This window comes from Rhizobium sp. K102, from assembly GCF_022385315.1.
Taxonomy (GTDB): domain Bacteria; phylum Pseudomonadota; class Alphaproteobacteria; order Rhizobiales; family Rhizobiaceae; genus Rhizobium; species Rhizobium croatiense.
This window is the reverse complement of sequence record NZ_CP092437.1, coordinates 414,488-440,022: the sequence shown is the minus strand read 5'-3', so window position 1 is coordinate 440,022 and position 25,535 is coordinate 414,488. Positions and strand designations below refer to the sequence as shown.

Here is a 25,535-nt window from a genome sequence, read left to right as displayed (position 1 = left end):
CCTCTAAAACGTAAGCTGTACCTTACAGGCGGCCGTCCGGTCGCCGGCCAGTGTGAAGGCTGCGGTTGCCTCTTCGAGGGGCAGGCTGTGGCTGATGATCGGCCGGACATCGATCTCTCGCCTTGAGATCAGCCCGACGGCGGCGGCGAATTCCTCGTCGAAACGCTGCGTGCCGTGGATATGCAGCTCCTTGCCGACGATGGCGTTGAGCGGGATCGGGATCTCTCCGGTGACGCCGACCTGCACGATCGTGCCGCGCGGCCTGATGGCGGCAATGGCGCTGCGGATGGCGGGTGCGGCGGCCGAGCATTCGAAGACGAGATCGAAATAGCCCTTGCCCGTCTCGAATTCGGCAAGTGCTGCAGCCTCTCGAGACACATTGATCGTCCGGCTCGCGCCCATCGCCTCGGCTCTCTCCAGCGCCGCATCGGCCAGATCGGTCACGATGATCTCGGCCGCGCCGTGATAGCGGGCGGCGGCAACCATCAGGCAGCCGATCGGGCCGGCGCCGGTGACGAGGACGCGCTTGCCCGCGATTTCTCCCGCACGCGATGCCGCGTGCAGGCAAACGGCCAAGGGCTCGCTGCAGGCGGCTTCCGCAGCCGTCGTCACCGCTCCCACTTCGAAGCACTGCTTGGCCGGCACGACCAGCCATTCCCGGAACATGCCCTGCTCATGAGGCAGGCGCATCGCGCTGCCCATGAAGCGCATGTCGAGGCAGTGGATCGGCAGTCCCTTCGCGCAATATTCGCATTGGCCGCAGGGCTGGCTGGGGTTGACCGCCACCAGCGTCCCGGGTTTCAGGTCTGTCCCTTCCCCTGCCCTCTCCACGATTCCCGAGGCTTCGTGACCGGGTATGATCGGCTCGCGCACCCGGATCGGTCCGAAGCCGCCGTCCTGATAATAATGCAGGTCGGAGCCGCAGATGCCTGCGGCTGCCATTTTCAGCAGCACCTGGCCTGGGCCGGGGGCGCAACGGTGTCGGCCTCGATCCTGAGATCGCCCTTTTGGTAAAGCCGTGCCAGACGTGTTCGCATCACGGCCCTCCTATCTCAACAGTCCGAGCTGCTGCGGCAACCAGAGCGATACGGCCGGGATGAAGGTGATCAGGATCAATGCCAGGAAGAGCGGCACCAGCCAGGGCAGGATTGCCATGGTGGTGCGTTCGACCGAGAGTTTCGCCACTCGGGACAGCACGAACAGCACCATGCCGAGCGGCGGATGCAACAGGCCGATCATCAGATTCAGCGTCATGATCAGGCCGAACTGAACCGGATCGATCTCGAACTTGGCGACGATCGGCAGCAGGATCGGTACGAGAATGGTGATCGCCGCGATCGTATCCAGGAAGCAGCCGACGAACAGCATCAGCAGGTTCACGAGGATCAGGAACACCCATTTATTGTCGGTGATCGAAAGGATCGCATCGGACAGCAGCTGCGCGGCCTGGCTGACCGTCAAGAGCCATGCGAAGACGGAAGCCGCGGTGACGATGAAGAGAACCGATGCCGTCGTCTCGATCGTATCGAAGCTGGCCTTGGCGAGTGTCGAGAAGGTCATGGTGCGGTAGCGCACCAGGCCGAGGAACAGCGACCAGAGCACGGCGGCGACCGCGGCTTCGGTCGGCGTGAACCAGCCCATCGTCATGCCGCCGATCAGGATAACCGGGGTCATCAGCGCCATGACGGCGGAAAAGCCGAAATACCAGTCGAGCCCCAGAAGCACGAGAAGGGCGATGCCCGCCGCCGCATTCATCGACAGGCCGGCCCGCATCATCAGATAGATCGCCACCGGCACCATCAGCACGACGAGGATCTCCAACCCGGCCGACAGCAGCTGCCTGACGTCGAACGGCGCATCCGAGCCCCAGCGCTTGTAATAGGCAAAGGCGGCGACGGTGATCATCATCAGCAGCGTCATGACGATGCCGGGCAGGATGCCGGCCATGAACAGAGCGCCGATCGAGACGTTCGCCATCATGCCATAGATGACGAAGGGCAGCGACGGCGGGAAGATCGGGCCGAGCGTGGCAGACGCCGCCGTCACGCCGACCGCCGCTTCGACCGGATAGCCGTGATCCTTCATCGCCTTGATCTCGATCGTACCGATGCCCGCCGCATCGGCGAGTGCCGTTCCCGACATGCCGGAGAAGATGACCGAGCCAATGATGTTGACCTGCGCCAGCCCGCCCTTCATCCAGCCGACCAGCGCGACCGCGAAGGAATAGATGCGGCCGGTCACACCCGCCGAGTTCATCAGATTGCCCGCCAGGATGAAGAAGGGCACGGCGAGCAGCGGGAAGCTTTCAACGCCCGCGATCATGCGCTGGGCGACGATGATGTCCGGCGCGATGCCGTAGAGCACGATGTAAAGCACGGAGGCGACGGCCATCGAGATGGCGACGGGCACGCCGATCAGCATCATCACCAGAAAGGAGCCAAGAAGCAGCAGCATTGGATCAACCCTCGACGGTCTGGAATTCTTCCGGGCGCTCCAGAACGGAGTAGCCGCGGCGCATATTGGCGATGAAGACGATCACCGCGCGGATCAGCATCAGCACGAAAGCGACCAGCACCGAGTAGAAGACGATGTTGCGCGGCAGTGCGATGGTGACCATCTCCTCGTCGGCGACGATGTCGACGTAACGCCACATCAGATAACAGCCGTAAGCGAAGAAGCCGATGCGGATGATATCGACGAAAGTGGCAAGCACGCGCGCCAGCCCCGCCGGCATGTAGTGATAGAACACGTCAACCTGGATATGCCGCGAGGTGCGCACGCACATGACGGCGCCCAGAAAGACGACGCCGATCAGGCAGTTGATCGCGATTTCCTCGGTCCATGCATAGCTGTCGTTCAGCACATAGCGCGTGAAGAATTGCAGGAAGACGCAGCCTGCCATCAGCCAGAATACGATCAGCGTGATCCAGTCCTCGATGGCGTAGTCCGAGACATTTGCGGTCGGCGCGTGGCCTTCGAACTCGTGGCCGATTTCCTCGGCCGTGATCGGGGTGTGAATTTCTTGCGACATGGTCGGCCTTGTTCCTTTTGGGGAAGAAGGGCGCGGCGCGTGGGCGGCGCGGCCTTTGGTTCGTTGAGGCAGGCGCTGCCCCTCATCCGGCTGCCGCCACCTTCTCCCCGCACGCGGGGAGAAGGGACATGCCGCAACCTCTCGGTTCGCCCCCGGCCTCTCGCACGGCACGGGGAGAGGGTTAGGGTGAGAGTGAGAGGGGCAGTCTTCGCTGACGAGTTTACTGGATCGCCCGGATCGCTTCCCAATCGGCCTTCTCGTAGCCGAAGTCCTCGAACTTGACCTTCTCCATCACAGTCTTTTCGAAGTCGGCCTTGTCCACCTCGGTGACGTTGATGCCCTTTTCCTTGAAGGTGGCGACGAGGCTGTTTTCCTTGCCGGCGATCGTCTTGGTGGTGCGCTCGGCGGCCTCCTGCATCACTTCGCCGACGATCTTCTTGTCTTCGTCGGAAAGGCTCGCCCACCGGGTCTTCGAGATCACCGTGTTGAGGTGGTCGACGATGTGGCCGGTCAGGATGATGTTCTTCTGGACTTCGTAGAACTTTTTCGCCTCGATCGTCGTCAACGGATTTTCCTGCGCCTCGACCGTGCCGTTCTGCAGAGCGAGATAAACTTCGGCAAAGGCGATCGGCGTCGTGTTGGCGCCGCAGGCGCGCGGCATGGCAAGATAGGCGGGAACATCAGGCACGCGGATCTTCAGACCCTGCATATCGGCGCATTTGGCGATCGGCTTGTTCGAGGTCGTATGGCGCGTGCCGTAATAGCTGACGGCGGCAATGTGGTTGCCGGTCTTGTCCTCATAACCCTTGGCGAGGCGCTTGAAGACGTCGCTCTTGGTATAGGCGATCAGGTGCTCCGGGCTGCGGAAGATATAGGGGAAATAGGTGACGCCGATCGGCTTGTAGTCGCGCGCTGCAAAACTCGATCCCGAGATGATGATGTCGACCGTGCCGAGCTTGAGGCCCTGGTTGATGTCGGCTTCCTTGCCGAGCTGCGAGGCCGGATAGACCTCGATCTTGTAGCGGCCGTCGGTGCGCTTGTTGATTTCTTCCGCGGCCCAGACGGAATCGGTGTGGAAGGGCTCGGACGTTTCATAGACATGCGCCCATTTCAGCACGGTCTGGGCATGGGCGATCGCTGTACTCGCCATGATCGCGGCTGCGGTGCAAAGTATCGTTGCCAGTCTGCTCTTCATCGCTCTCTCCTCCGAGCTCGGTTAAGTCTTGGCCGTTCCTTTCGCGCGCGCCCTGTCGTGGCTGCGCTTCTCTTCTCCCGACAACTCCTCCCCGAAGCTCTCGGAAAATCTCTTCTGCGACATGGTGAGATGGGTACGCATGGCGGCCTTTGCGCCCGCTGCATCGCCGGCGGCGATCGCATCGCGAATGGTCCGATGTTCATCGAGAGCGCTGCGCCATGTATTCGGCCCCTCGAAATGGCTGGCGAGCCTGGCGAAATATGGGGTCATGCGCATGTCGAACATTTCGCCGGTCACGCGGATCAGCGTCGCATTGCCGACGATGGCGGCAATGCCGGTGTGGAAGGCCCGGTCGGCGGCAAGCACCACGCTCGCATCATTGACGCCGCCGCTCATGCGCATCAGCGCCTCGTCGAGCCCGGCGATGCCGTCCGGCTTGGCGCAGCCCGCCGCTTCCTCGGCAATGGCACATTCGATAATGGCGCGCGCCTGCAGCAATTCGAAAGGTCCCTCCACGGGCTCTCGTTCGCTTGCCGCAGCATTGGCGGCGTGCTGGCGCACCACATAGATGCCGGATCCCATGCGAATGTTGACGAGGCCTTCGACCTCCAGGACGATCAGCGCCTCGCGTACCGTCGGGCGTGATACGGACAATTGCTCCGCCAGGTCGCGCTCGGCCGGCAGCCGCTGGCCGACGGCAAGCTCACCGCTCGCGATCATCAAGCGAATCTCGATCCGCCACCTGGCGATAAAGACGGCGCGATTCAACAGGCGAAAACATCATGGCCTCCCTGGGCCGACTCTCCTCAAGCCGCAGCTGGTCAACTGGCCTGACCAATTAACGCATCGTTACCATCCCGCGGGTTGTGCGTCAATGCGCCGCATGAACGCAACAGGAGCTGCGGACGGTGCTGGTCGGCGGTCGGGAGCGACACATGCTGCTTTCAATGTGCCGCAACGTGCGCACGGGGCGAGCGGACGATTCCCGGCGAAGCGGGGCCGGAGATGCCCGGTAAGTCATAAGCGTCGGCCGCGAAAGCTTCGAGAGCAAGGCGGTTGCGGATGATCACCAGGCCACGGCTGGAGTAAATGAGTTGCTCGCCTTCCAGAATATGTAAGGCGTCGGTGACGCTCGATCGTCTCACGCCAAGCATGGTCGCCAGATACTCATGCGTAATGGCGATCTCCTCGCCATCCAGCCGATCGTGACACATCAATATCCATTTCGCCAATCGGACATCGATCTTGTGGACGGCGTTGGAAAGCGCTGTGTGGGCGACCTGCACGAAGAAAATTTGAACAAACTGCGAAAGCAGCGCCTGGACTGCGGGTTGCTCGCGCAGGAACCCTGCGAGGGTCGCGGCTTCGACCCGGCGCCCATGGCCGGCGACCTGCATGGTGACCTGGAAGGGCGATCGCTTCCCCTCCATAAGCAGGACCGGCGGTGACACTCCGTCCCTGCCGACCAGGCCGATCTCCGCCCTTCTGCCCTCGGAACTTGTCGCCACCATGGAGGCGATGCCGCTTTCAAGAAAGTAATAATGACTTACCGGCATGCCTGTATCGACGAGATCGAGACCGCGTGGGAGGATGAGCGGCTCAAGAACCGCTTCCAAAGCCAGAAGCTCCGAATCCGCCAGATGCGAAAGGATGAGATTTTGGGTGTGAAGACGTCGCATGGCCTGCCCTTTGGTTCGGCAGGAGCACCTCGTCTCCCAGCCGCCAGCGCCATAAAGTCTGCTGACGATGGCTGGAATTATGGACCCCTTGACCACTGATTGCAAGGCTCCGGACACCACCTCGCATCGACCAGCAGGCCGCCCCTCCCCAGCTTTTGTACGCAAGCGCACGCCGCAAAAAAATCACCGGCACAAGTGGTAAAGTCGGAAAATGGAATTCCGGGAGTGCGCTGGTATGGACCAATATACCTTTCCGGGCGACGACACTGAAATTTATCGCCACATCGTCGAGAGTGCGCTGGACTATGCGATATTTGCCATGGATCTCGACGGCACGGTGGTGACATGGAGTGCCGGCGCAGAACATCTCTTCGGCTATTCAGCACGTGAAATCATCGGGCAGAACAGCGTCGTCATCTTTACCTTCGAGGATCAGCTTGCCGGCGCTGCGCTCAAGGAGATGAGGCTCGCTCTTGCCACCGGCCGCGCTGACGACAATCGATGGCACGTCAGGAAAGACGGCAGCGTGTTCTGGGCGTCCGGGCTGATGATGCCGCTTCGCAACCATGGCGGCCAAGTGTACGGCCTGATGAAGGTCGTGCGCGACCGGACACGAAAGCTGCAGCAAGACGAAGCGCTGCGAGCCAGCGAGGAGCGCCTGCAGCTCATCCTCAAAAGCGCAATCGACTATGCGATTTTCGCCTTCGACCGAGACGGGCTGATCATCAGCTGGAACACCGGAGCCTGCCGGATCTTCGGCTATGAGGAACAGGAGATTCTCGGGTGCGACGCGCGCATTCTTTTTCTGCCTGAGGATCGCGAGGAAGGCGCCCCGGAACGCGAGATGAAGTGTGCGTTGGAGCACGGCCGTGCAGAAAACGAACGCTTTCACTTACGCAAGGACGGTACGACTTTCTGGGGCAGCGGACTGACGATGCCGCTGCGCGCCCAGCATCATCGCGCCGGCTTCCTCAAGGTGCTCCGGGACGACACAGATCGGCATTCTGCCCAGGAGCGTCAGCAGATCATGATGCGGGAGATGAGCCATCGCATCAAAAACAGCTTGGCGCTGGTTGCGGGAATGCTTGCGATGCAGGCGCGCTCGGCGAAGCAGCCGGAGGTCGAGCGGGCTCTTCGTGACGCAGAGGCGCGCGTCGGCACGATCGCCCAGGTGCATGATCAATTATGGCGGCAACCACATATCGAAACCGTGGATCTCGCTGATTTTCTGTCGAGCCTGTGTCAACGCCTGGAACAGTCGACCTCCCTTCACACCGTCTCCGTCGATGCGGATCCATGCATGGTCGATGCGGATCGTGCAATCCAGATCGCTCTGCTGGTCAACGAGCTGGTGACCAACGCTTTCAAGCACGCCTATCCTGATGTCGGCGGCGCCGTCCGCGTCATCGCGCGCAACGACGGCAGTGACATCCGCCTGGAAATTTCAGACGGCGGCAAGGGTTTGCCCCCGGCATTTTCCTGCGACGAAAACGGCGGAAAAAGCCTCGGAATGAAGGTGGTGCGCGCCTTGGTGCAACAGCTGAAGGCCGAACTGCACATCGAAGATCGACGGCCGGGCACGGGTTTCGTCATTCGATTGCCGAGAGATGTCTGAGCCGGCCGCACGACACGTTATTCATTTGCAGGCCCACTTAACACCTTGAATCCACATGTATGATCACATCCCCCCGCCCATTCGCCGGTTTGGTCAAAACCGCACAGAACCGCCCACGAATATAGATATGCCGGCTGTTTTGACGCATAAGCTGTTCATTACCGCGATCATGAAGGCTGCCGGTATGAGCACGGGCTCCCTCCCCGAAGGAGACGGTCATGGCCGCACCGGATCAGCGCCACATTCACAATCTGCTGTTGAAGGCTTTGCCTGCCGACGCCTTCGATATGCCGCTCGCCGACGCGCAGACAATCCAGCTGCCGCTGAAACACGTGCTGGTCGAAGCCGATCAACCGAACGACCATGTGTGTTTCATCGAGGACGGCCTCGCATCGATGGTCGCATCGAATGCCGAAGACGAAGCCGTCGAGGTCGGGCATATCGGCTATGAGGGCATGGCCGGCGCGCATATCCTGCTGAAGACGGATACGACGCCCAACCGGACGTTCATGCAGGTCGCCGGAAGCGGGCTGCAAGTCTCTGTCGAAGCCTTCGAACGGGTGATGAAAGCCTTTCCAAAAGTCAACGCCCTGTTGCTCAACTATGTGCATTGCTGCGACATCCAGCTGGCGCAGTCGGCACTCGCCAACGGCCGCTACAACATGCATGAGCGGCTCGCCCGCTGGCTGCTGATGTGTCATGACCGGCTGGCCGGCCACGACCTGCCGCTCACCCATGAATTTCTGGCGCTGATGCTCGGCGTGCGCCGCTCCGGCGTGACGAACGAATTGCATGTCATCGAAGGGCTGAGAGCGATCAGGTCGACCCGCGCCAATGTGAAGATTCTCAACCGGGAACGGCTGGAGGAGATCGCCGGCGGAAGCTACGGTGTTCCCGAGCGGGAATATGAGCGTTTGATCGGACTGCCGATCCGGCGCCCGGCCAAATCCGGGTGATTGCAGGGCTGATTGGCCTGACAACGCCCGGATCCCGAATAATGAATAGCGCAAGATTGTCCGAAAACCGCTCGGCGTTCTGCTCTAATCCGAGCGCCGGATCGTCTCGGCAAATTGCACGATCAGGAGGATACCCCCCTGTTCGTCGCAGATGTGGATCCGTCTCGCCGAAATGTCTTTTCCGGCCAACACCGCCTGGCTCATGAGCGCTCTTGCATCCTGCACGGCTTCTCGCCTGGCGTCGTCAAGCGTTGCCAGTTCCGAACCTTCCAAATCGACCACCGCCACGGTGTCTGAAACGACGTGGAAATAAAATCTCGGCATGCGCTGCCCCATCGTTGCAGAAACAATGCCTTAATTCAGAGCGCGGTTCCTTAGAAAGAGCCCGCCGGTTGCGTCGGCAGCAGCAATCTCAGGGTTTTCTTCGTTCGCCATCCGTTCGCAAAAGCGATCAATGGCAAGTGATGGCCGCGTCGGTTCCAACACGCACCATCGTCGCGCGAAGCCGAAAGAGCTCCCTGATGATACCTTCCAAGCAGTCGCTGCGCCGGCTTTTATGCATCATGGCACGCTAACTGGCCGGCTTTCGCGGCTGGGCGCGAGACCGTGCCCGATGCATCTGTTGAGGTCGGCAAGTCTTTCATATCCAGGTGCATGTGGCGCATCAGGCCAGCGAGCTTATGCGGATTGCGGATGCCGCATTCGAACCAGGAGACGAGTTCCCGCGCAACATGCTGTGCGGCCGGACTGCCGATTTCGCAGGATTTTTCCCGGCACCACCCCCTGAGCACGGCATGCAGCATAGCTATGTCGTCGGGCTGCAGCGCGGGCTTCGTAATTCCCGAATGCTGGCTCATCTGCATTCCTCCCCATACTTAAGCCGATCCTAATCTTCGGATTTTCGTTTTCAACTACGGGTACGGAAGCGTACGGATGCGAGCGGTCTGTGGGCTTCCTCCATCAAAGCCGTGGAACCAACGAGGTCGGATCAGGTTCGGCAGGAACGACGAATGAACGTCGCACGGCGGGCTTGAATGTGTTACGCACGAGGAAGCGGATCGTCTGAGGTTTGAGTTGCCATTGAACAGCGTGAGCACCGTCCAAACCAAGGCTATTGTGGGCATCCGCCATGAAATCGCTCAGTCCGGTCGCCGGCAAAACGATCCTTATCATCGGTGAGCCGGGCTTCCTCTCGGACGACGCAAGACAGGCCTTGATAACCTATCAGGCTTCGATTGCCGGGCCGGTCGTCGTCTCCAGCGCGATGGAATGCTTGAGTGAGGAACTTGTGTTCGAGGCCGCGATCATCGACGTCAGGATCTCCGATCAGGCTATGCTATGGCTGAACGAATGGTTGGAGATTCGAGGCATACCCTTTGTCTTCGCGCACGATCAGCGGTCCAAAGCGCCGCCCGGCGGCTTTACTCTCAGCGGCCGTCCTGCCGATATCGATGCGATGATCGCAGCGTTGTTCGGGCCGGACCTGTCCTATTATCATTGAGGGTGTTCGTTTGCGTACAATTCGTCGGGGGGAGTTGAATCGAGCTTCGTCGAGTTCCATTATTAGAAGGTACTAATGGGAAGCCCTGGCATCAGGAACGGTGCTATGCCCGACTGTCAGTCTATTCATCTCAAAGCATTGGATTTGGCCGATCTCAGTCGATTGCGGGCCATCTTGAATCTGATCTGCTCCGAGGCCGGTGAACCGTTGCGCGGGGCAGCGATGCAAAAGATCGCGGTATTGCTGATCGGACTCTATCGTCATGGCGTGACGGACCATGACAAGTTGCTGTCGGTCGGTCGTCTGGCACTTGCGCAGAACACGCCTGATGTGACCGCAGCGGTCATATCAGGCGCCGGCAGGCCCGAAGGCGGAATGGCCGGTTCGTAACGCGGATTGCGTGGCCGGCGGCTGCGCATCGACATCAACGCGCAAGGTGCCTGCCGATCAAACGCCGATATTCCTCCTCGGCCGCTCCATAGGAGCCGTGCGCCTCTTCGATCAGTCCGCGCCGGTTGAGAATGACGATCTGCCGCCGGGTGGAGCGGATCAGGCCCTTGCCTTCGAGCAGGTGCAGCGCGACCGTGACGCCGGCGCGGCGTACACCGAGCATCACGGCCAGGAATTCATGGGTCAACCAGATGGTCATGCCGTCGGTCCGGTCATGAACCATCAGCAACCAGCGGGCGAGCCGTTCTTCGAGCTTGGCGTGACCATTGGCAAGGACCGTCGATGTCGTTTGCGCGAGCAGCGCCTGGACATAGGCGAGAAGCAGGCGGCGCAGGGCGCGGCTTTCTTCCATCGCAGCAGAGAGGATACGCGCCGGCAATTTGAAGCCGTGCCCGGAGACCTGCATGAATGTGCGGTTCGCCGATTGGTCGCCGCCGAGCACGACCGAGGCGCCGGTCATGCCCTCACGGCCGACGATCCCCACTTCAATATCCCGCCCGCCCGGAAATCTCGCCACGATCGAGGCAAGGCCCGACTCCAGGAGGTAGACATCGCTGACCGGAGTATCCTCCATTTCCAGGATCAAGGTGACGTCCAGGGTAACGGGCTCCAGATGAGGCAGCAGAAGCTCGCGCTCTTGCGGCCCCATGGCGCGCAAAAGTTCATTCCGAAAATTCAATTCTTCGTCTTCCATGTCCGTCCACGCAACGATGATGAGGCGATCGTTGTCGCGGGCGAACCTAACCATCTAGAATCGTTGAGCAATACACTGTGCAATAGCGTACAGAAGTGCTCGGCGACCTCTGCCCGCAAAGACATATGCGCGCGGATCATTGATCAGCGGTGCGGCGATGGCGGGAACCAACAAAGGGCCTGTGAGTTGGGCTTGGGCGGACGCAGCTGGTGATCGGAATTCGCTTGTCCTGTCTGTAGCATTCCGTGCTGGCCGGAGGGCAAACAATGGCAGAAACCATGATGCGGCCGACAGAGAATCGCCTGCTGGGTCTCTTGCCGGAGGACGAATATACGGCAGTCCTCGCCCATCTCGAACCCTGCGCCATCCCTCGCGGTCACATTATCGTCCCGGCAGATGCGGTGATCGAGCATGCCTATTTTCCATGCTCGGGCATAGGCTCGGTCATCAATATCTCGCCTGAGGGCAATCGCGTCGAAGCGGGATTGTTCGGCCGCGACGGCTTTGCACCGGTCGCGGCGGCGATAGGTGCAGGCGTCAGCGTTCCTGAGGTCACAGTCCAGGTGCCGGGCTTCGCCTATCGTCTGCGGCAAACCGCGCTGCTGGATCTGATGAAAACGCAGCCGGTTTTCGCCAGCCTCCTCCACAAGGCTGTTCATGTTCTGGCGACGCAGGCCGGTTTCACCGCGCTCTCCAACGCCGTCCATGAGATCGATGAGCGGTTGGCCCGCTGGATATTGATGTGCCACGATAGAATCGACGGCAATGAGCTCGCGCTGACACACGAGTTCATTGCCTTGATGCTGGCGGTGCGGCGGCCGAGCGTCACCACTGCCTTGCATCTGCTCGAAGGCTACCGCTTCATCCGCTCCGTTCGCGGCCTGGTGATCATCAGGGATCGCGCCGGCCTGGAGGACTTCGCCTCCGACGCCTATGGCAAGGCAGAGGACGAATATGAGCGGCTGATCGGGCCTCTCAGGAAATCGAGGCGCGGTCTCACCGACATAGCTTCCCCACAGCCGGCGTGAACAGGCGGATCGAAGCCTGCCGGTGACTTATATCCCGGCATACCATTCGTAGCCGCGATCCTCCCAGAAGCCGCCATTGCCGCCGTAGAGCTGGCCGAGATCGGCGATCGCCTCGATGCGGGTCAGATATTTCGCCTGCTTGTAGCCGAGCTGCCGCTCGACCCTCAGCCTCAGCGGCGCTCCATGCGCCACCTCAAGGTCGCGGCCGTTCATCGAATAGGCGAGGATCGTCTGCGGGTGGAAGGCGTCGACGAGATCGATGCTCTCATAGTACCAGCCGCTGCCGTCCAGCGTCTTTTCGTATTCGTCGGCGCAATGAAACACGATGTAGCGTGCCTCCGGCTTCAGCCCGACCGACTGCAGCAGGGCGCCGAGCGGCAGGCCGGTCCATTTGCCGATCGCGCTCCAGCCTTCGACGCAGTCGTGCCGGGTGATCTGCGTGCGCGACGGCATCGCCTTCAGCTGCGCCAGCGTGAACTGCGACGGCTTTTCGACAAGGCCGCCGACATCAAGCCTCCAAGTCGAGAATTGCCGGCTCACCCAATCGAGATATTGCGGGTTATCGGGCATGCTGGTGCCGTTCGAGCGGAAGACCGGAGAGAGATCCGCCTCGGTGAATTCTCGCGCCAGCGCGTCATCGCCGAGCAGGAAGCGCTGCGTCGTCATGCTGAAGCCTTCGGCGATCTTCAGTACCGACTTCGTCCGGTCGCTTTCGACCAATGCGTCGCAGCCGCTCAATCCCAATGCGGAGGCGGTCAGGGTCGAGCCGATCAGGAAGCGGCGGCGGGTGATCAGGCGGCTCATCGTTCGTCTCCCTGTTCGATGGCGTAATAGCCGGTTATCATCGAGCGCAGATTGTTGAACACACCCGACAGGATCACCATGGCGATATGCACCGCGACGAAGGCGACAAGCGAGAAGGCGGTGAGGAAATGCAGGGTGCGGGCCGACTGCCGGCCACCGAAGACATCGAGCAGCCAGGGCGCCACCGCGTTGAAGCCCGGCGACATGGTCAGACCCGTCGCAATCATCAGCGGCAGCAGCAGGAAGATCACCACGAGATAGGTCAGTTTCTGCAGCGTGTTGTAGTGCCGCGCCCCGGGCCCCTTCGGAAAGCGCAGCCGGGCGTGGTTGACGACCTCGTGACCGAGATGGGCAAGTGTCAGCTCGTTGCAAGCCGGCGCAAGATCCCGGCGGAAATGCCGGCTGATCAGTCCATAGGCGAGGTAGACAAGGCCGTTGAAGACGAAGAGCCAGGCAAAGAAGAAATGCCAGCGCCGGCCGCTCGACAGGTCCTGATAGCTCGGAAGCGTGAGCCAGTTCGGAAAGCCCCTTGCCGTCGCCTCGCCATCGACATCGGAGAGGCCGAGGAAACCTGTCGTATCGAAGGTGAAGGGACCGACATGCGTCAGCCCCTTCAACCGGTCGCCGTCTTCTGTTGCTTCCATGGAGATGAAGGACGGATCGTTGTCGGCGCCGTACTGGCCCCAATAGAGCGCCGGGTGAGCATTGAATATCTGCAGGCCGCTGAACAGCAGCACGGTGAGGCAAAGCACATTCACCCAATGCGACAGGCGGACAGGGAGACTGTGGCGGTAGATAAGCGTGCGGCCGGTTGTCGGGCCGGCATCGATCGTCACCATGATTGTTCTCCGAATGAATGGGCGTTTCGGGAGAAGAAGACGCGGCCGCCGCCCGCTGCATAATTCCTTAAATCGGAATCGATTTAAGGATAAAATTATGCAGCAATCAAAAGTGCTACAGCGTCCTTTGCGCGTCTAAATAGACGCGCGGCGCTGTAGAAAGTTTCAGCGGCCGCGGAGACGCGAAACGCCTACTACATCGCGTCGCAGGCCTTCATCATGTCGGCCTTTCTCATTGCGTCTTTTTCCATGCCGGCCTTGTTCATGCAGTCGGTCTTGGGCCCCGATGTCTTCATGGTGTCCTTTGACATCGCGCTGCTCTGCATATTGTCCTTCTTCATCGTATCGGACTTCATGGCGTCCTCAGCCGAGGCGACACCGGCAAGCGAAAGACCGACGATGAAAGTGCAGGCTGCGAGGCTGGAAAAAAGCTTGGTCATGGAACTCTCCTGAATGGATTTTTCATGTCCACCGGCGGCCTGCCGATGGCTCACATCCGGTTATTCGCAGAGGTGCCGGGATGCGTTACAGCTTCACGCGCATGTGATAGAGCTGTGATGCCGAAATTTTTTGATCTTTCCTGTAACCAATTGGCCGCTTCCGGCGAATGAACTCGTGACAGCATGACAACCGCCCATTCGGAAGAAGCCCTGAAAGCATTGATGCTTCTCTCCCTTGACGGGGACGAGGCTGCCTATCGGCGTTTGCTGACGGCTTTGCGTGTGCTGCTTGTCGGTTACTACAGCCGCAGGATGGCTGCGGCGACGAAAGCGGATATGGAAGATCTGGTCCAGGAGACATTGCTGGCACTGCATTCCCGCCGGTCCACCTATGACCGGGAAAGACCTTTCACCGCCTGGTTCTTCTCGATCGCCCGCTACAAGCTGATCGACCATCATCGCGGCCGCGGCGGTCGCAGGCTGGCTGAGACCGAGCTTGGCGAGGAGATCGAAAGCGATTTCAGCGAGGAAGCGGTGACGGCCCGCATGGATGTCGAGCGGTTGCTCGACGGGCTGCCGCCGAGACAGCGGGAGCTGATCCGGCAGGTGAAGCTCGAGGGCCAGTCGATCGCCGACACCGCGAACCGCATCGGCCAGTCTGAATCGGCGGTGAAAGTCGGCATCCACCGGGCGCTCAAGGCGCTGGGAGAAAGATTGCGAGGCGCATCGTGACAAAGACGGACGACATTATCGAACATCTGGCAGGGGACCTGAAGCCGGTGCCGCGCAATGCGCTGCGGCGTCGCTTCACGCTCGGCATCGTGCCGTCCCTCGCTTTCTCTTTGCTGCTGATGCTGATCATTCTTGGGCTCAGGATCGATATGTCCGACGTGCTGATGCTGCCGGTTTTCTGGATCAAGTCGGCCTATAATGCCCTGATTGCCGCGGCCGCCTTTGCAGCCGTTTTCCGGCTTTCCCGCCCCGATGGTTCCGAGGAAAGCTTTTTCGGTGTGCTTGCCGCGATCTTCGCCGCCATGGCTGCGGTCGCGGCCATCCAGCTCATGACGGCTCCGGTCGAGACCTATCCGGTGCTGATCCTCGGCTCCTCGGCGCTGCATTGCCCGGTGCTGATCCTCGGTTTCGCGCTGCCCGTTTATGCCGGTGTCGTCTGGGCATTGCGCCGGGCGGCACCCGCGGATCTCAGGTTGACGGGTTTCGTCGCCGGCATCGCCGCCGGCGCTGCCGGCGCCTGGGTCTATTCCTGGTTCTGCACCGAAAACGGCATGCCCTTCGTGCTGATCTGGTATTCGCTCGGCATCCTGCTCACCGGCGCGCTGGGTTCGCTCACCGGCCCCCGCCTGCTCCGCTGGTAAATCCCTTCTCATCCCTTGACCGGAACATTCCGCCTTTCGGCTGGTTCGAAGACCGAAGGAGAGGAAGATGAGCCAGCAATCGGATCGCCGCGCTTTCGCAATCTATATCGGAGCCATCGTCTTGGTCGGGCTTTTGATCGTGCTCGGCGCTACGCTTTCCTGGAACGCGGGCAGCAGAAGCGATCAAAGCACCCAGTTTTCGCGGGAAGCCAAGCCCTGATGGAGCGGCCGATGAATCGACCGTGGGGCGCTCAGTCGACGAGGTGGTTTCCGAGCATTGCCAACAGCGACGCGCGGGCGCGGCTGACACGGCTTTTTAACGTGCCGATGCGGCACCCGCACATCCTGGCGGCATCCTCGTAGCTCGTTCCGGCAGCCACCAGTGTCAGAGCACGGCGCCTGTCGTCGGAAAGCCGTGTCAGGGCCCGCTGCAGCTCGTGCTCCCGCAGCGTCCACTCCTGGGTCGGCGCGATCGCAACCTGTTCGATCGCCGCATCCATCCCTGCCGGCTCGCGTTTTTGCCGGCGGTAATTGGTGCAGAACGTATTTCGAAGGATGGTGAAAAGCCAGGATTTGAGCGAGGTGCCGGGCTGATAGAGGTGCAGCGAGTTCAGCGCCTTCAGCAAGGTCTCCTGGACGAGATCATCGATGTCGTCGTCACTGCGCAGAAACCTGCGGGCAAAGGCGCGCAACGCCGGCGTCAGTTCGACGATCTCACGCTCGATTGCGGACATTTCTTTGCAATGCGACGCAGGCTCTGCTGAAGACGAGGAAGTCATTTTTCTCTCCTGGAATGGGAGGGAAAGTTCCTGCAGTCCTTTTCGTTGCCGTACGATATCGAACAAACCGAGCGGTTCAGCCTGGACCGGCGGCATTTGCCGATCGGTCATGACCTCGCCCGCGGCATGCTGAGGCCGATGGCCCGCGCCGCACAATCGGAAGCCCGCTTTCTGCAGGCTGTGCTGCCCCTGGCTCCTCCAGAGATCAAAGACCGAGCTGCCAGATTTCGGCGGCGATGATATTTTCCTCGGGTGCGGTCAGACGCACCGCAGTCACCCCCTCGAAACCGGGCAGTCGCTTGGTGCCCGTCCAACGGCCGTCGTCGGCGAAGACCTCGATCGAGCCGGCATCGAGAAAGATCCGGATGGTCGACGGGCGTGCGCCGGCGGCGATGTAGCGGGGCGATGCCTTGGCATTCGCCACCGAGAAGGGAATGCTCAGCCCGTCGTCGTTCAGCTGAACCGCGACCGTTGCCTCGGGATGTTCGAGATCGAGGCGGAAAGCATTGCCGGCCTGCCTGAGGCTGAGCAGGATTTCGACGGAGCCGTTGGCGAGATCGACGGTCCGGCCATCCAGAAGAGCTTTGGCATCCAACTGGCGCTGACGCAGGCTTTCGACACCTGGCACCGGCGACGTAGCCAGCGCACCGCTCTGCAATGCCAGCCGGCGTGGCAGGGTCATCGCCGTCGGCATGTCGATCTCTTTGGATACATCCGTCCAGTTCGCAAGCCAGGCGATGCCGATCGGGCCGCCCTCGTCGACGAAGGCCTGGAACGCGTAGGCGTCGGTGCCGAAATCCAGCTCCTGCTCGAACTCCACGGAAAAGCTGCGGCCATCGAAACGGCCGACGGTCGCAAGCGTCATGTTGCGCCGGCCGGTTGCCGGGTCTCGACTGGTCAGCAGACCGAAGATCAGGGCCCAGCGCGTCGCCGGGTCGTTGGCGGGACCGTCGAGCGGCAGCATGCATGGGCATTCCGCCGCCGTCATCCCGAAGCGGTTCTCGCGGTGAAGCGTGCCGAGGAAGGTCCATCCCGCCACCGCGGCCGGATCGTCGGTTTCGTAGAGCAGGATGACGCCGCCCTCCCGGTCTCGCGTGCCGAGCAGCATCTTCCATCTGCCGTCGGGGCCCTTGAAGACGTAAGGGTCGCGGAAATCGGTCGTCAGCCCGAGCCCGGCGGGACGCGCCGGCAGGATCAGGCGCGCCGGCTCGACATTGACAAGATCGCGGCTGGTGGCGGTGAACTGAACCTGTTCCTCCGGTTCCCGGTCCTTCATATGCTCGGTGAAGAAAATGCGAAGGCCGGCTTCATCGCCGGGAAGAGCGATCGCCGAGCCGGAAAATGCCCCGCCCCGCCCGTCGGCCCGGGCGGCAAGTTCATCCGAAGGGAAAAGAAAGATCGGGAGATGCGTCCAGCGAAGGTAGTCCTTCGAGACCGCATGACCCCAATGCATGTTGTTCCACCGAAGGCTGTGGGGATAGTGCTGGTAGAAAAGGTGCGGCTTGCCGCCGAACCTTCCAAAGCCGTTGGGATCGTTCATCCAGCCGAAAGGCGGGCGGAAATGATAGCCGCCCGGGGTTTCGGCGGTGGCATTGGCGGGGCGGACATGCAGCAGCCGGATGCCTTCGTCGAGCACGCGCGGCTCAAGGAAAGCATAGAGGACCGAGACCTCGGTTGTCGCCGGATCGTAGGAGAAGGCGGTCTCTCCGCCTCTTTCCAGCGTCATCGGCCGAAACTCGAACTCATCACGATTTGAGGTTTCGACGGCGCCGGCCGGGTTCCCGTCGACATGGGCCGTCAGCCTTGCGATGTCCTTGAGAGTATCGCGAAAGAGGTCGTTCAAAGTCTCCTCGGTTGCCATTTAGTCCTCCTATGGCGCGCGCCTCGAGCAGGTCTTCGAAATGATTGGCAAGCCGGCGCGCGGCAAGACCCTGCGAAGCCATCCAGGGCTCATCGCCGAAGCCGAGGAAATCATGGACGAGTTCAAGGGCACGGTCGCCCTCGACGCCGGCCTGATTTCATCCGCGCAGGCCGTCGAGCATTACGAGATCGCCCGCTACGGCACGCTGATCGCCTGGGCCAGGCAGCTCGGCCTCAAGGACGCCGTCCCGCTGCCGCAGGCAACGCTCGCCGAGGAAGAAGCAACCGAAAAGAAGCTCACGCAGATCGCGGAATCTTCGGCCAACGTCAAGAGCAAGGGCAAGGCGGCCTGAGCCGCCCACCCCAGCATCGGCCGCCCTATGGCGGCCGTGCCTTTTTCTTGGGTTCGCGGCGCTTCGGGACTGCCTACCGGGTCGGCAGAGCCAGCTGAAGAGGCTGCAGCGGCAGGCCGAGATAGGTCTGGCTGAGGCGATCGAGATCGCCGTTCAACTGGCTATAATAGATGAAGCTGTTCACCCAGGCGAGAAAATTCAGCTCTCCCATCCGCACCGCCATATGTGCCGGCGAGGACCGGAGCGCGATCAGCAGCTCCATTTCCTTGTCCGGGTTTTGCTTCTTCAGCGCCGCGACGGTTGTCGTGCTCGACGTCAGCAGATCGGTCTGGCCGGAGAGGAAGGCCGTTGCGGAGGTGGAGTCGGATTCGAATTGCTTCACCTGGGCGCTTGGATTTCTTGACAGGATCGCTTGCGTCGCAGCGGCTCCGCGAGTCGCGGAAACCGTGTAGGCGTTCAGATCGTCGAGCGTGGAAACAGGCAGGCTCTTGGGTCCGAACACGCCGAGCACCGTGTTCACATAGGGCGCGGAATAGAGAACCTGCTTGGCGCGCTCCGGCGTGATGCCAAGGTTGGAGATGACGAGATCCGCTTTGTCGGTGACGAGAACGGCGACGCGATTGGCCGATGGCACGCCGACCGTTTCGAGCTTGACGTTCAAGGCCTTGGCGACCATTTCCGCCATTTCGATATCGAAGCCGACCGGCTTGCCGTCGGCGCCGACAGATCCGAAGGGCGGGCTGTCCAGCGACACGGCGACGCGGATGACGCCGTTCGACAGAATGTCCTGAAGCCTGTCGGCCCAGGCGTTCGTCGCGGCACTCGCAACGCCGATAACGATGGCGAGGGCTTTGATCAGTTTCTTTTTCATGAGGTTCCCCTTTTCTTGGTGATTAATGGAGGACGGCGCTGAGGAACGAGCTCAGCTCCGCTGTCTTCGGACCGGAAAGAACGGCTTTTGCCGGGCCGTCCTCCCACACCTTGCCTTTGTGCATGAACACGACCCTGGTGCCGAAACGTTTGGCAAAGCCTATTTCGTGGGTGACGAGGATCATCGTCATGCCTGCCGCCGCCACGTCCTCGAGGACTTTCAGGACCTCGCCGGTCAGTTCGGGATCGAGCGCGGAAGTGACCTCGTCGAACAGCATCACCTTGGGCTTCATCGCCAGCGATCTCGCGATCGCCACGCGCTGCTGCTGCCCGCCGGAAAGCTGGCGCGGCAAATGATCGAGCTTGTCTTCGAGGCCGACCCGCCGCAGCGCCTCCTCGGCGAGGGCGCGCAGCTCATCTTTGGGAAGGCCCTGCACGAGCTTCGGCGCCAGGGTGATGTTTTGCCCCACCGTCAGGTGCGGAAACAGATTGTAGCTCTGGAAAACCATGCCGACCTGCTGGCGCAGTTTCCTGAGATCCGTCTTCGGGTCGTTCACGGTGATGCCGTCGACGACGACCGAGCCGTTCTGGATCGCTTCCAGGCCGTTGATACAGCGCAACATCGTGCTCTTGCCCGAGCCGGACCGCCCGAGGACGGATACGATTTCGCCCGGCTGGATATCAAGGGAGACGTCGTGCAGCACCGTCAGCGGCCCGAACCGCTTCTCGACGTTTTTCAGTTCAACGATTGACATCAAGCTTCCTTTCCAGACCGCGGCTCCACGTGGTGAGCGGGTAGCAAATGACGAAATAGATCGCCGCGACGATCGAATAGGCGAGCAGCGGCTTGTAGGTCGCAGCCGAGAGGAATTGACCGCTCTGGGTCAGTTCGTACACGCCGATGGTCGATGCGAGCGACGTGTTCTTGAGCAGCTGGACGGCAAAGCCGATCGTCGGCGGGATCGCGATCCGGATGGACTGGGGCAGGATCACCCGCGTGAACTGGTGAAAGATGCCGAGCCCGAGCGAGGATGCCGCCTCCCATTGCGTGACGGAGACCGATCGCAGGGCGCCGTACCAGGTCTCCCCGAGAAACGCCCCGCCGTAGATCGAGAAGCCGATCGAGACGGCGAGCCAGGCGGAGATGTTGAAGCCCAGCGTGGCGAGCCCGAAGAACAGAAGGAACAGCCAGACCAGGAGAGGCGTGCCCTGCACGATTTGCACATAGACGATCGCGAGCCACCGGACCGGCTGGATGCGGGAAAGGCGGAGTGCGGCGATCGGAAGCCCGAGCAGAGACGATCCGGCGAATGCCATCAGGGAAAGGAGAAGGGTCGTTCCGGCGGCTTCGACGATCGTCAGCAGATCGAGCAGTTGGATGTCGCGGATCATTCGTCCCCTCCAAAGCACAGCAGGTAGATGGTGGAAAAACCGGCCCTGAAGAGAAGGGCGAGCGCCAGATAGAGCGCGCCGATGAGCAGGTAGATCTCGAAGTCGCGATAGGTCATCGCCTGGACGATCGAGCCCATGTGGAACAAGTCGGATACCGCGATTTGCGACACCACCGAGGTCGACAGCATGAAGAAGACGAACTGGCTGGCGAGCGCCGGGAACATGTCCTTGATGGCGGGCATGAGGACGACGTACCGGAACACCTGGTAGCCCGACAGTCCAAGGCATGCACCCGCTTCCTTCTGGGATTGCGGAACGGCCTCGATGCCGGCACGGATGATCTCGGCGAGATATGCCCCGAGATAGATGACGAAGCAGATCATCGCCGCATAGAGCCCGGGGATGCGGATGCCGAGGCTCGGCAGCCCGAAATAGACGGTGAAGAGCTGAACCAGAAGCGGCGTGTTTCTGATGACCTCGATATAGACGGTGACCGTCCTTGCCGCCCATCCAGGCCCATAGACGCGTGTTACGGCAACGGCGATGCCGAGCAGCAGCCCGCCGCCAAGCGCAATGCCGGACAGGCCCAAGGTGAGCAGCAGCCCATCCAGGAACAGGTTCCAGGCAGAGAGCACATCCCGAAATTGAAGTTGATACATGGTAAGACCTGCCGACTTCGGTTTGTGGTGCATCGGCGCGCGGGGCTGGCCGGCGCGCCGACGCCGGCGATTACAACGGAAAAACTTCCACCCGGCGAAACTCGACGCGCTGCTCCGTCACCTGCAGCGCGACCTTGCCGTGATCGGTCGTGCAATCGTAACCGTCGTTGACGAGGACGCCGTTCAGCCAGATGCGCAGGGCGCGTCCCTTGCACTCGAACGCCATCCTGTTCCATTCGCCGAGCGGAGCTTCGGCGTCGACGATCTTGACGATGTGGCGGCCATCCTGATCGCCGCCGCCGGGCTTTTGGCCCTTTTCCAGCGGTCGCCGTTCGGGATTGTCACAGAGGATGTTGTCGATGATGCAGTAGATATCGCCTGCATCATGATGCCGGATCTTCACGTCGAGCGATTGCGGGAAAATATTCTTCGATTTCGTCCGAAGCATGCGAAGCTTCGAGACATGGACGAGAATGCTTCCGCCACCGCCCTCGCCGGACAATCGGTAGTCCACTTCGAGGCGGTAGTTCCGAAACGATTTTTCCGAAACCAGATGTCCCACCGCCTTGCCGGGAGTGACGATGACGCCATCGGTGACTTCGACGATATCGGGCGACGACGGGTCTTCGTCACGCGCCGGAATATCCGAGAACCATCCGTAAAGAACCTTGCCGTTGAAGAGCACGATCTTTTCGGTCGGCTCGACGATTTCAAGGATGGAAATATCGGCTGAATTGCTCATCTGAACCTCCCCGCCTCACGTCACGATCAGCTTGGAAAGCGTGTTGTAGCCGAGCCGCAAGCCGGCGCGCTCCTGGCTGTAATTGCTGACCACGTCGGCCTCCGACCTGATCGAGTGGATCGTCTGCATGCTCGCGAAGACGTCATCCTCATGCTCGATGTCGAGATTGCCCTGGTATCCCGAGACGATGACGGCGCTGATGAACTCCGGCCAGTCGACCTCGCCCCAGCCCGGCGCGCGCGCCCGCCACCACCGGCGGTCGAGGCCCTTTTTCGGCGCAAAGGAGCGCCCGAGAATCCCGCTCCGGGCGAGGATCTTCCGGTCGATCTCCATGTCCTTGGCGTGAACATGGAATACCTTGCTGGCATAATCCTTGATCGCCTGGCAGTAATCGATGCCCTGCCAGACGAGATGCGACGGATCGAATTCGAGGCCGAGGCGGTCGGAGGGAACGACGTCGAAGATCACGTCCCAGATTTCCGGGCTGTAGGCGATGTTGTTGCCCTTCATCGTCACGACGTTGATCATCGGGCAATTTTCGAGGGCGATCTTCACGTTCGATTTTTCGGCGAGATCGCAATAGCGGGAGAAAAGCTCCTTAAAAGCGGGGATGTTCTCCTCGACATTGAGCCGCGGGTCCTGGCCGGCGAAGGTCGCCACCACCTCGACGCCGAGGCGAGAGGCGAGGTTCATAACCTTGGGCAGGTAAGCTTGCGCCGCCTCGCGTTCATGATCGTCGGGATGCAGGTAGTTGGGATAATATCCCAGAGCCGAGATCTGGATGTTCTTGCTGTCGAGATCCCTGCGGATTTCCGCGAGCTCGGCGTCGGTCGTCGTATTGGCGTCGAGGGCCGAACCCGGCCAGGCGGAGAGCTGCAGACTGGTGAAGCCGACCTCATGGGCGAACTCGGCGGTTTCCTTGGAATAGTTCGTGTAAAAACCGATTCTCACGGGAGTTGATCCTCTGGTTCGATGTCTTGGTGGAAAACGAAAACGCTGCAGCTGTTTCCATGCGAAAGACCATCGCGCCGAACGTGAGCCCCGGGAGGTGCAAAAAACGCTAACCGGAATGCACGAAATGCACCACACTGCGAAAAATGCACATGATACTTTTCGTCACCGCCTCCTTACGAAACCGTGGGTTCGATGCCTCGTAATTTGCCACCGCTCACCGCCTTGCGGGCCTTCGATGCCGTCGCCCGGCTCGGCAGTCTCCGCTCGGCCGCGGAAGATCTGTCGATCCACCACACCGTGGTGGGGCGCCATGTCCGCAAGCTCGAGAATTGGCTCGGGGTCAAACTGCTCGACAGCAACTTTGCCGAGACGCGTTTGACCGATGCGGGAAAGGAGTATCACGAGCGTATCGCCGTGGCATTCGACCATATAGACGACGCGACATTCATGCTTCGCCCGTCGGGCCGCCAGCAGCTGAAGGTGTGGTGCGGACCGGGCCTCAACAAATCGTGGCTAATGCCGCGGATCGAAGAGATCAACCGCGCCGCCCGGGTCGATGTCGTGCTGTTGCGGGCAACCGATCATCTTCCGGATTTCCGGCGCTTCGAAGCCGATGTCGCCGTTCACTACGGGCGGGAGTACATCGCCTACAGCAACTCCGTCGAACTCTATCGGCCAAGGCATATCGCCGTCGCCAGCCGCGACTTCCTGGAACGCCATCCGGTGGCGGAGCCGCGCGACCTGCTCTCGGTTCCCCTGCTTCACGAGCAGACCACCGACGCATGGGTGAGGTGGCTGCACGCCAATGGCGTCAAGGCTCCTTCGACGCTCGGCGGCCAGAAGCTGGGCTATGCCCATATCGTCATCGAGGCCGCGGCGATCGGCCAGGGCGTGGCGCTTGCCAACGAAATCCTGGTCGCGCCCGAAATCGGTCAGGGCCGGCTGGTGGAAGCGGTTGCGACGGAAACCTACCTGGATTCCTATTATTTCTATGCCTCCAAGAGCCGGTGGAACGAGCCCGCCATCGCGCGCCTTCGCCAGTATCTCGTCGATAATCTCGGCGCCTGACGGTCGCCTCATCGATCTCACGCCTCGATGCTCCGCCGGGCGCGCAGGCGCTCCCGATGGAAGTTATAAAGATTGGCGGCGATGACGATCAGCGCTCCGGCCAGCACATTGGCTTTCACAGGGTCGTCGAATATCGCGATGCCGTAGGCAAGCGCCCAGACGAGCATCGTATATTGCAGGGGCGCGATTACAGACGCAGGCGCCCGGCGGAGGGCTTCGAGCGAGACGAATTGCGCAACGCCCATGAAAAACCCGGAGCCGGCGGCAATGAGCAGGGCCTTGCCGCTCAGAGGCTGCCATTGGATGAGCGCGCCCGGCAAGCCGACGAGCAGGATTCCGGCCAGCACGGCTGCGACCATGCTGACCCGGTCCTCTTCTTTGCCGATTTTCCGCATGATCAGGACGACGGCCGCGCTCGCCAAGACGCTGCCGAAGGCCGACAGGTGCGCCAGGCTGAAATGAGTGGCGACCGGATCGATCATCACGAGAATCCCGAGGAAGCCGGCGACGATGACGGCGATCCTGTGCATCCCGACGGTTTCCCCGAGAATGGGAATGGAAGCGAGCGTCACGACGATCGGCGTGCAGAAAACGATCGCATAGACCTCCGCCAGGGGAAGCGTCGAGAAGGCGTAGAAGCCGCAAAGCGTATTGACGCCCGCGAGCAGGCCGCGAATGGCGACCAGCGAGCGATTTCTGATACGGGTGCTGAAGCCGCCGCGCCTGAATACCACAAGCATGAACGGTATGAACGCGAAGGCCACCTGAAGCAGGACAACCTGGAAAACCGGGACTTCCCGTGTCAACGCCTTTACGAGCATGTCGCTGGAACTGAAGAGAAAATAAGCCGCCAAAGACAGTGGGATCCCTGCCAACGCGGGAACATCGGCAAATCTCGCGCCCATCCGTCCGCCCCTCAAACACGGCCAATCTAATGGCCTCCCAAGAAAGCGCGCGAGAGGCAAAAAACGCTTGTTTGAATGCAAAAACTGCACCGCGCGGGCAGCCCAAGCTTATCGTCTCGGAAACAGCAGTCCCACGAGCCGGCAGCGAGCGCCGCCGCCAAACTAGGAATTGCCCAGTATATCTCTTCTCGTTCAGACGATCGCCGCCGCTCCCGCGAGCATTCTGAGCAGCGTGGACTTGCCGCAGCCGGAGGGGCCGACGAGCGTGACGAATTCGCCGTGGATCACCGGAACGGCGCCATAATGCTTGCGGGCCTTGTCGATCGTCACCGATGCCATGTTCGTTTC

At 61.2% G+C, this 25,535-nt stretch carries 28 protein-coding genes and 4 pseudogenes; 10 read left to right on the top strand and 22 right to left on the bottom strand.

What is annotated here, in order from left to right:
• Positions 1 to 3: 3 nt before the first annotated feature.
• The 6 genes and pseudogenes from MHI61_RS29570 to MHI61_RS29545 all read right to left on the bottom strand — a co-directional run bounded on the left by MHI61_RS29570 (position 4) and on the right by MHI61_RS29545 (position 5,842).
• Positions 4 to 1,037: pseudogene (locus tag MHI61_RS29570) on the bottom strand (L-idonate 5-dehydrogenase).
• Positions 1,038 to 1,047: 10 nt separating this feature from the next.
• Positions 1,048 to 2,454 (bottom strand): TRAP transporter large permease, encoded by a 1,407-nt coding sequence (locus tag MHI61_RS29565; protein WP_239793012.1) that lies wholly within the window; start codon positions 2,452 to 2,454, stop codon positions 1,048 to 1,050.
• A 4-nt stretch (positions 2,455 to 2,458) separates the two neighbouring features.
• The gene (locus MHI61_RS29560) at positions 2,459 to 3,031 is read right to left on the bottom strand and encodes a TRAP transporter small permease (RefSeq protein WP_221135479.1); all 573 of its coding nucleotides are present in this window, start codon (positions 3,029 to 3,031) and stop codon (positions 2,459 to 2,461) included.
• A 220-nt stretch (positions 3,032 to 3,251) separates the two neighbouring features.
• Complete coding sequence (locus MHI61_RS29555; protein WP_239793011.1) at positions 3,252 to 4,226, bottom strand: sialic acid TRAP transporter substrate-binding protein SiaP; 975 nt, start codon at positions 4,224 to 4,226, stop codon at positions 3,252 to 3,254.
• A gap of 21 nt (positions 4,227 to 4,247) precedes the next feature.
• A pseudogene (locus tag MHI61_RS29550) lies at positions 4,248 to 5,007 on the bottom strand (FadR/GntR family transcriptional regulator).
• Positions 5,008 to 5,170: 163 nt separating this feature from the next.
• A complete protein-coding gene (locus tag MHI61_RS29545) occupies positions 5,171 to 5,842 on the bottom strand; it encodes a Crp/Fnr family transcriptional regulator (RefSeq protein WP_239793010.1) in 672 nt (223 codons plus the stop codon).
• A 298-nt stretch (positions 5,843 to 6,140) separates the two neighbouring features.
• On the opposite strand from MHI61_RS29545, the gene MHI61_RS29540 reads away from it, so the two are divergent.
• The gene (locus tag MHI61_RS29540; RefSeq protein WP_239793009.1) at positions 6,141 to 7,520 is read left to right on the top strand and encodes a PAS domain S-box protein; all 1,380 of its coding nucleotides are present in this window, start codon (positions 6,141 to 6,143) and stop codon (positions 7,518 to 7,520) included.
• 218 nt (positions 7,521 to 7,738) lie between these two features.
• Complete coding sequence (locus tag MHI61_RS29535) at positions 7,739 to 8,476, top strand: Crp/Fnr family transcriptional regulator (protein WP_239793008.1); 738 nt, start codon at positions 7,739 to 7,741, stop codon at positions 8,474 to 8,476.
• Between the two features lie 84 nt (positions 8,477 to 8,560).
• On the opposite strand, the gene MHI61_RS29530 is transcribed toward MHI61_RS29535, so the two are convergent.
• Positions 8,561 to 8,800 (bottom strand): hypothetical protein, encoded by a 240-nt coding sequence (locus MHI61_RS29530; protein ID WP_239793007.1) that lies wholly within the window; start codon positions 8,798 to 8,800, stop codon positions 8,561 to 8,563.
• 230 nt (positions 8,801 to 9,030) lie between these two features.
• Complete coding sequence (locus tag MHI61_RS29525) at positions 9,031 to 9,333, bottom strand: hypothetical protein (protein ID WP_239793006.1); 303 nt, start codon at positions 9,331 to 9,333, stop codon at positions 9,031 to 9,033.
• A gap of 272 nt (positions 9,334 to 9,605) precedes the next feature.
• On the opposite strand from MHI61_RS29525, the gene MHI61_RS29520 reads away from it, so the two are divergent.
• Together MHI61_RS29520 and MHI61_RS29515 are read left to right on the top strand one after the other, a co-directional pair.
• Positions 9,606 to 9,977 (top strand): hypothetical protein, encoded by a 372-nt coding sequence (locus MHI61_RS29520; RefSeq protein ID WP_239793005.1) that lies wholly within the window; start codon positions 9,606 to 9,608, stop codon positions 9,975 to 9,977.
• Between the two features lie 105 nt (positions 9,978 to 10,082).
• A complete protein-coding gene (locus MHI61_RS29515) occupies positions 10,083 to 10,367 on the top strand; it encodes a hypothetical protein (RefSeq protein WP_239793004.1) in 285 nt (94 codons plus the stop codon).
• 34 nt (positions 10,368 to 10,401) lie between these two features.
• Here the strand turns inward: MHI61_RS29515 and MHI61_RS29510 are convergent, their stop codons facing one another.
• Positions 10,402 to 11,121: a Crp/Fnr family transcriptional regulator gene (locus MHI61_RS29510; protein WP_239793408.1), complete on the bottom strand. Its 720-nt coding sequence runs from the start codon at positions 11,119 to 11,121 to the stop codon at positions 10,402 to 10,404.
• 266 nt (positions 11,122 to 11,387) lie between these two features.
• On the opposite strand from MHI61_RS29510, the gene MHI61_RS29505 reads away from it, so the two are divergent.
• Positions 11,388 to 12,149 (top strand): Crp/Fnr family transcriptional regulator, encoded by a 762-nt coding sequence (locus MHI61_RS29505; RefSeq protein ID WP_239793003.1) that lies wholly within the window; start codon positions 11,388 to 11,390, stop codon positions 12,147 to 12,149.
• Positions 12,150 to 12,176: 27 nt separating this feature from the next.
• On the opposite strand, the gene MHI61_RS29500 is transcribed toward MHI61_RS29505, so the two are convergent.
• The 3 genes from MHI61_RS29500 to MHI61_RS29490 all read right to left on the bottom strand — a co-directional run bounded on the left by MHI61_RS29500 (position 12,177) and on the right by MHI61_RS29490 (position 14,232).
• A complete protein-coding gene (locus tag MHI61_RS29500) occupies positions 12,177 to 12,953 on the bottom strand; it encodes a molybdopterin-binding protein (protein ID WP_239793002.1) in 777 nt (258 codons plus the stop codon).
• Entirely contained in the window at positions 12,950 to 13,792 is an 843-nt protein-coding gene (locus MHI61_RS29495) for a cytochrome b/b6 domain-containing protein (protein ID WP_239793001.1), read from the bottom strand. Before MHI61_RS29495 ends, MHI61_RS29500 begins: the two co-directional genes overlap by 4 nt.
• 194 nt (positions 13,793 to 13,986) lie before the next feature.
• On the bottom strand, positions 13,987 to 14,232 hold the full coding sequence (locus tag MHI61_RS29490; RefSeq protein ID WP_239793000.1) for a pentapeptide MXKDX repeat protein: 246 nt from the start codon (positions 14,230 to 14,232) through the stop codon (positions 13,987 to 13,989).
• Between the two features lie 183 nt (positions 14,233 to 14,415).
• Between MHI61_RS29490 and MHI61_RS29485 the strand changes: the two genes are divergently transcribed.
• The 3 genes from MHI61_RS29485 to MHI61_RS29475 all read left to right on the top strand — a co-directional run bounded on the left by MHI61_RS29485 (position 14,416) and on the right by MHI61_RS29475 (position 15,825).
• Positions 14,416 to 14,964 carry a sigma-70 family RNA polymerase sigma factor gene (locus MHI61_RS29485; RefSeq protein ID WP_239792999.1) on the top strand — a complete coding sequence of 183 codons (549 nt, stop codon included), beginning with the start codon at positions 14,416 to 14,418 and terminating at the stop codon, positions 14,962 to 14,964.
• Positions 14,961 to 15,605, top strand: a complete 645-nt coding sequence (locus MHI61_RS29480) for a DUF1109 domain-containing protein (RefSeq protein ID WP_239792998.1) — start codon at positions 14,961 to 14,963, stop codon at positions 15,603 to 15,605. Before MHI61_RS29485 ends, MHI61_RS29480 begins: the two co-directional genes overlap by 4 nt.
• Before the next feature lie 67 nt (positions 15,606 to 15,672).
• Complete coding sequence (locus tag MHI61_RS29475) at positions 15,673 to 15,825, top strand: hypothetical protein (RefSeq protein WP_010031536.1); 153 nt, start codon at positions 15,673 to 15,675, stop codon at positions 15,823 to 15,825.
• A 31-nt stretch (positions 15,826 to 15,856) separates the two neighbouring features.
• Here the strand turns inward: MHI61_RS29475 and MHI61_RS29470 are convergent, their stop codons facing one another.
• Positions 15,857 to 16,384, bottom strand: a complete 528-nt coding sequence (locus MHI61_RS29470) for a sigma-70 family RNA polymerase sigma factor (protein ID WP_239792997.1) — start codon at positions 16,382 to 16,384, stop codon at positions 15,857 to 15,859.
• Positions 16,385 to 16,589: 205 nt separating this feature from the next.
• Positions 16,590 to 18,245 (bottom strand): GH32 C-terminal domain-containing protein, encoded by a 1,656-nt coding sequence (locus tag MHI61_RS29465; RefSeq protein WP_239792996.1) that lies wholly within the window; start codon positions 18,243 to 18,245, stop codon positions 16,590 to 16,592.
• Positions 18,246 to 18,264: 19 nt separating this feature from the next.
• Here MHI61_RS29465 and MHI61_RS29460 point away from each other — a divergent pair.
• Positions 18,265 to 18,597 (top strand): annotated as a pseudogene (locus MHI61_RS29460) (DUF892 family protein); the annotation flags it as partial.
• Positions 18,598 to 18,670: 73 nt separating this feature from the next.
• On the opposite strand, the gene MHI61_RS29455 reads toward MHI61_RS29460, so the two are convergent.
• From MHI61_RS29455 to MHI61_RS29430, 6 genes are all read right to left on the bottom strand, one after another.
• Positions 18,671 to 19,468, bottom strand: a complete 798-nt coding sequence (locus tag MHI61_RS29455; protein ID WP_239792995.1) for a transporter substrate-binding domain-containing protein — start codon at positions 19,466 to 19,468, stop codon at positions 18,671 to 18,673.
• 22 nt (positions 19,469 to 19,490) lie between these two features.
• Positions 19,491 to 20,222, bottom strand: a complete 732-nt coding sequence (locus MHI61_RS29450) for an amino acid ABC transporter ATP-binding protein (protein ID WP_190233672.1) — start codon at positions 20,220 to 20,222, stop codon at positions 19,491 to 19,493.
• The gene (locus MHI61_RS29445; protein ID WP_239792994.1) at positions 20,209 to 20,859 is read right to left on the bottom strand and encodes an amino acid ABC transporter permease; all 651 of its coding nucleotides are present in this window, start codon (positions 20,857 to 20,859) and stop codon (positions 20,209 to 20,211) included. The genes MHI61_RS29450 and MHI61_RS29445 overlap by 14 nt, the downstream gene beginning before the upstream one ends.
• Complete coding sequence (locus MHI61_RS29440) at positions 20,856 to 21,518, bottom strand: amino acid ABC transporter permease (RefSeq protein ID WP_239792993.1); 663 nt, start codon at positions 21,516 to 21,518, stop codon at positions 20,856 to 20,858. Before MHI61_RS29440 ends, MHI61_RS29445 begins: the two co-directional genes overlap by 4 nt.
• Positions 21,519 to 21,588: 70 nt before the next feature.
• Positions 21,589 to 22,260, bottom strand: coding sequence for a DUF1080 domain-containing protein (locus MHI61_RS29435; RefSeq protein ID WP_239792992.1), 672 nt, complete (start codon positions 22,258 to 22,260; stop codon positions 21,589 to 21,591).
• Between the two features lie 15 nt (positions 22,261 to 22,275).
• Positions 22,276 to 23,211, bottom strand: a complete 936-nt coding sequence (locus MHI61_RS29430; RefSeq protein ID WP_239792991.1) for a sugar phosphate isomerase/epimerase — start codon at positions 23,209 to 23,211, stop codon at positions 22,276 to 22,278.
• A gap of 195 nt (positions 23,212 to 23,406) precedes the next feature.
• On the opposite strand from MHI61_RS29430, the gene MHI61_RS29425 reads away from it, so the two are divergent.
• The gene (locus MHI61_RS29425) at positions 23,407 to 24,282 is read left to right on the top strand and encodes a LysR substrate-binding domain-containing protein (RefSeq protein ID WP_040962172.1); all 876 of its coding nucleotides are present in this window, start codon (positions 23,407 to 23,409) and stop codon (positions 24,280 to 24,282) included.
• A 17-nt stretch (positions 24,283 to 24,299) separates the two neighbouring features.
• Here the strand turns inward: MHI61_RS29425 and MHI61_RS29420 are convergent, their stop codons facing one another.
• Together MHI61_RS29420 and MHI61_RS29415 are read right to left on the bottom strand one after the other, a co-directional pair.
• The gene (locus MHI61_RS29420; protein WP_239792990.1) at positions 24,300 to 25,277 is read right to left on the bottom strand and encodes a DMT family transporter; all 978 of its coding nucleotides are present in this window, start codon (positions 25,275 to 25,277) and stop codon (positions 24,300 to 24,302) included.
• A gap of 120 nt (positions 25,278 to 25,397) precedes the next feature.
• Positions 25,398 to 25,526: pseudogene (locus MHI61_RS29415) on the bottom strand (ATP-binding cassette domain-containing protein); the annotation flags it as partial.
• Between the last annotated feature and the right edge of the window lie 9 nt (positions 25,527 to 25,535).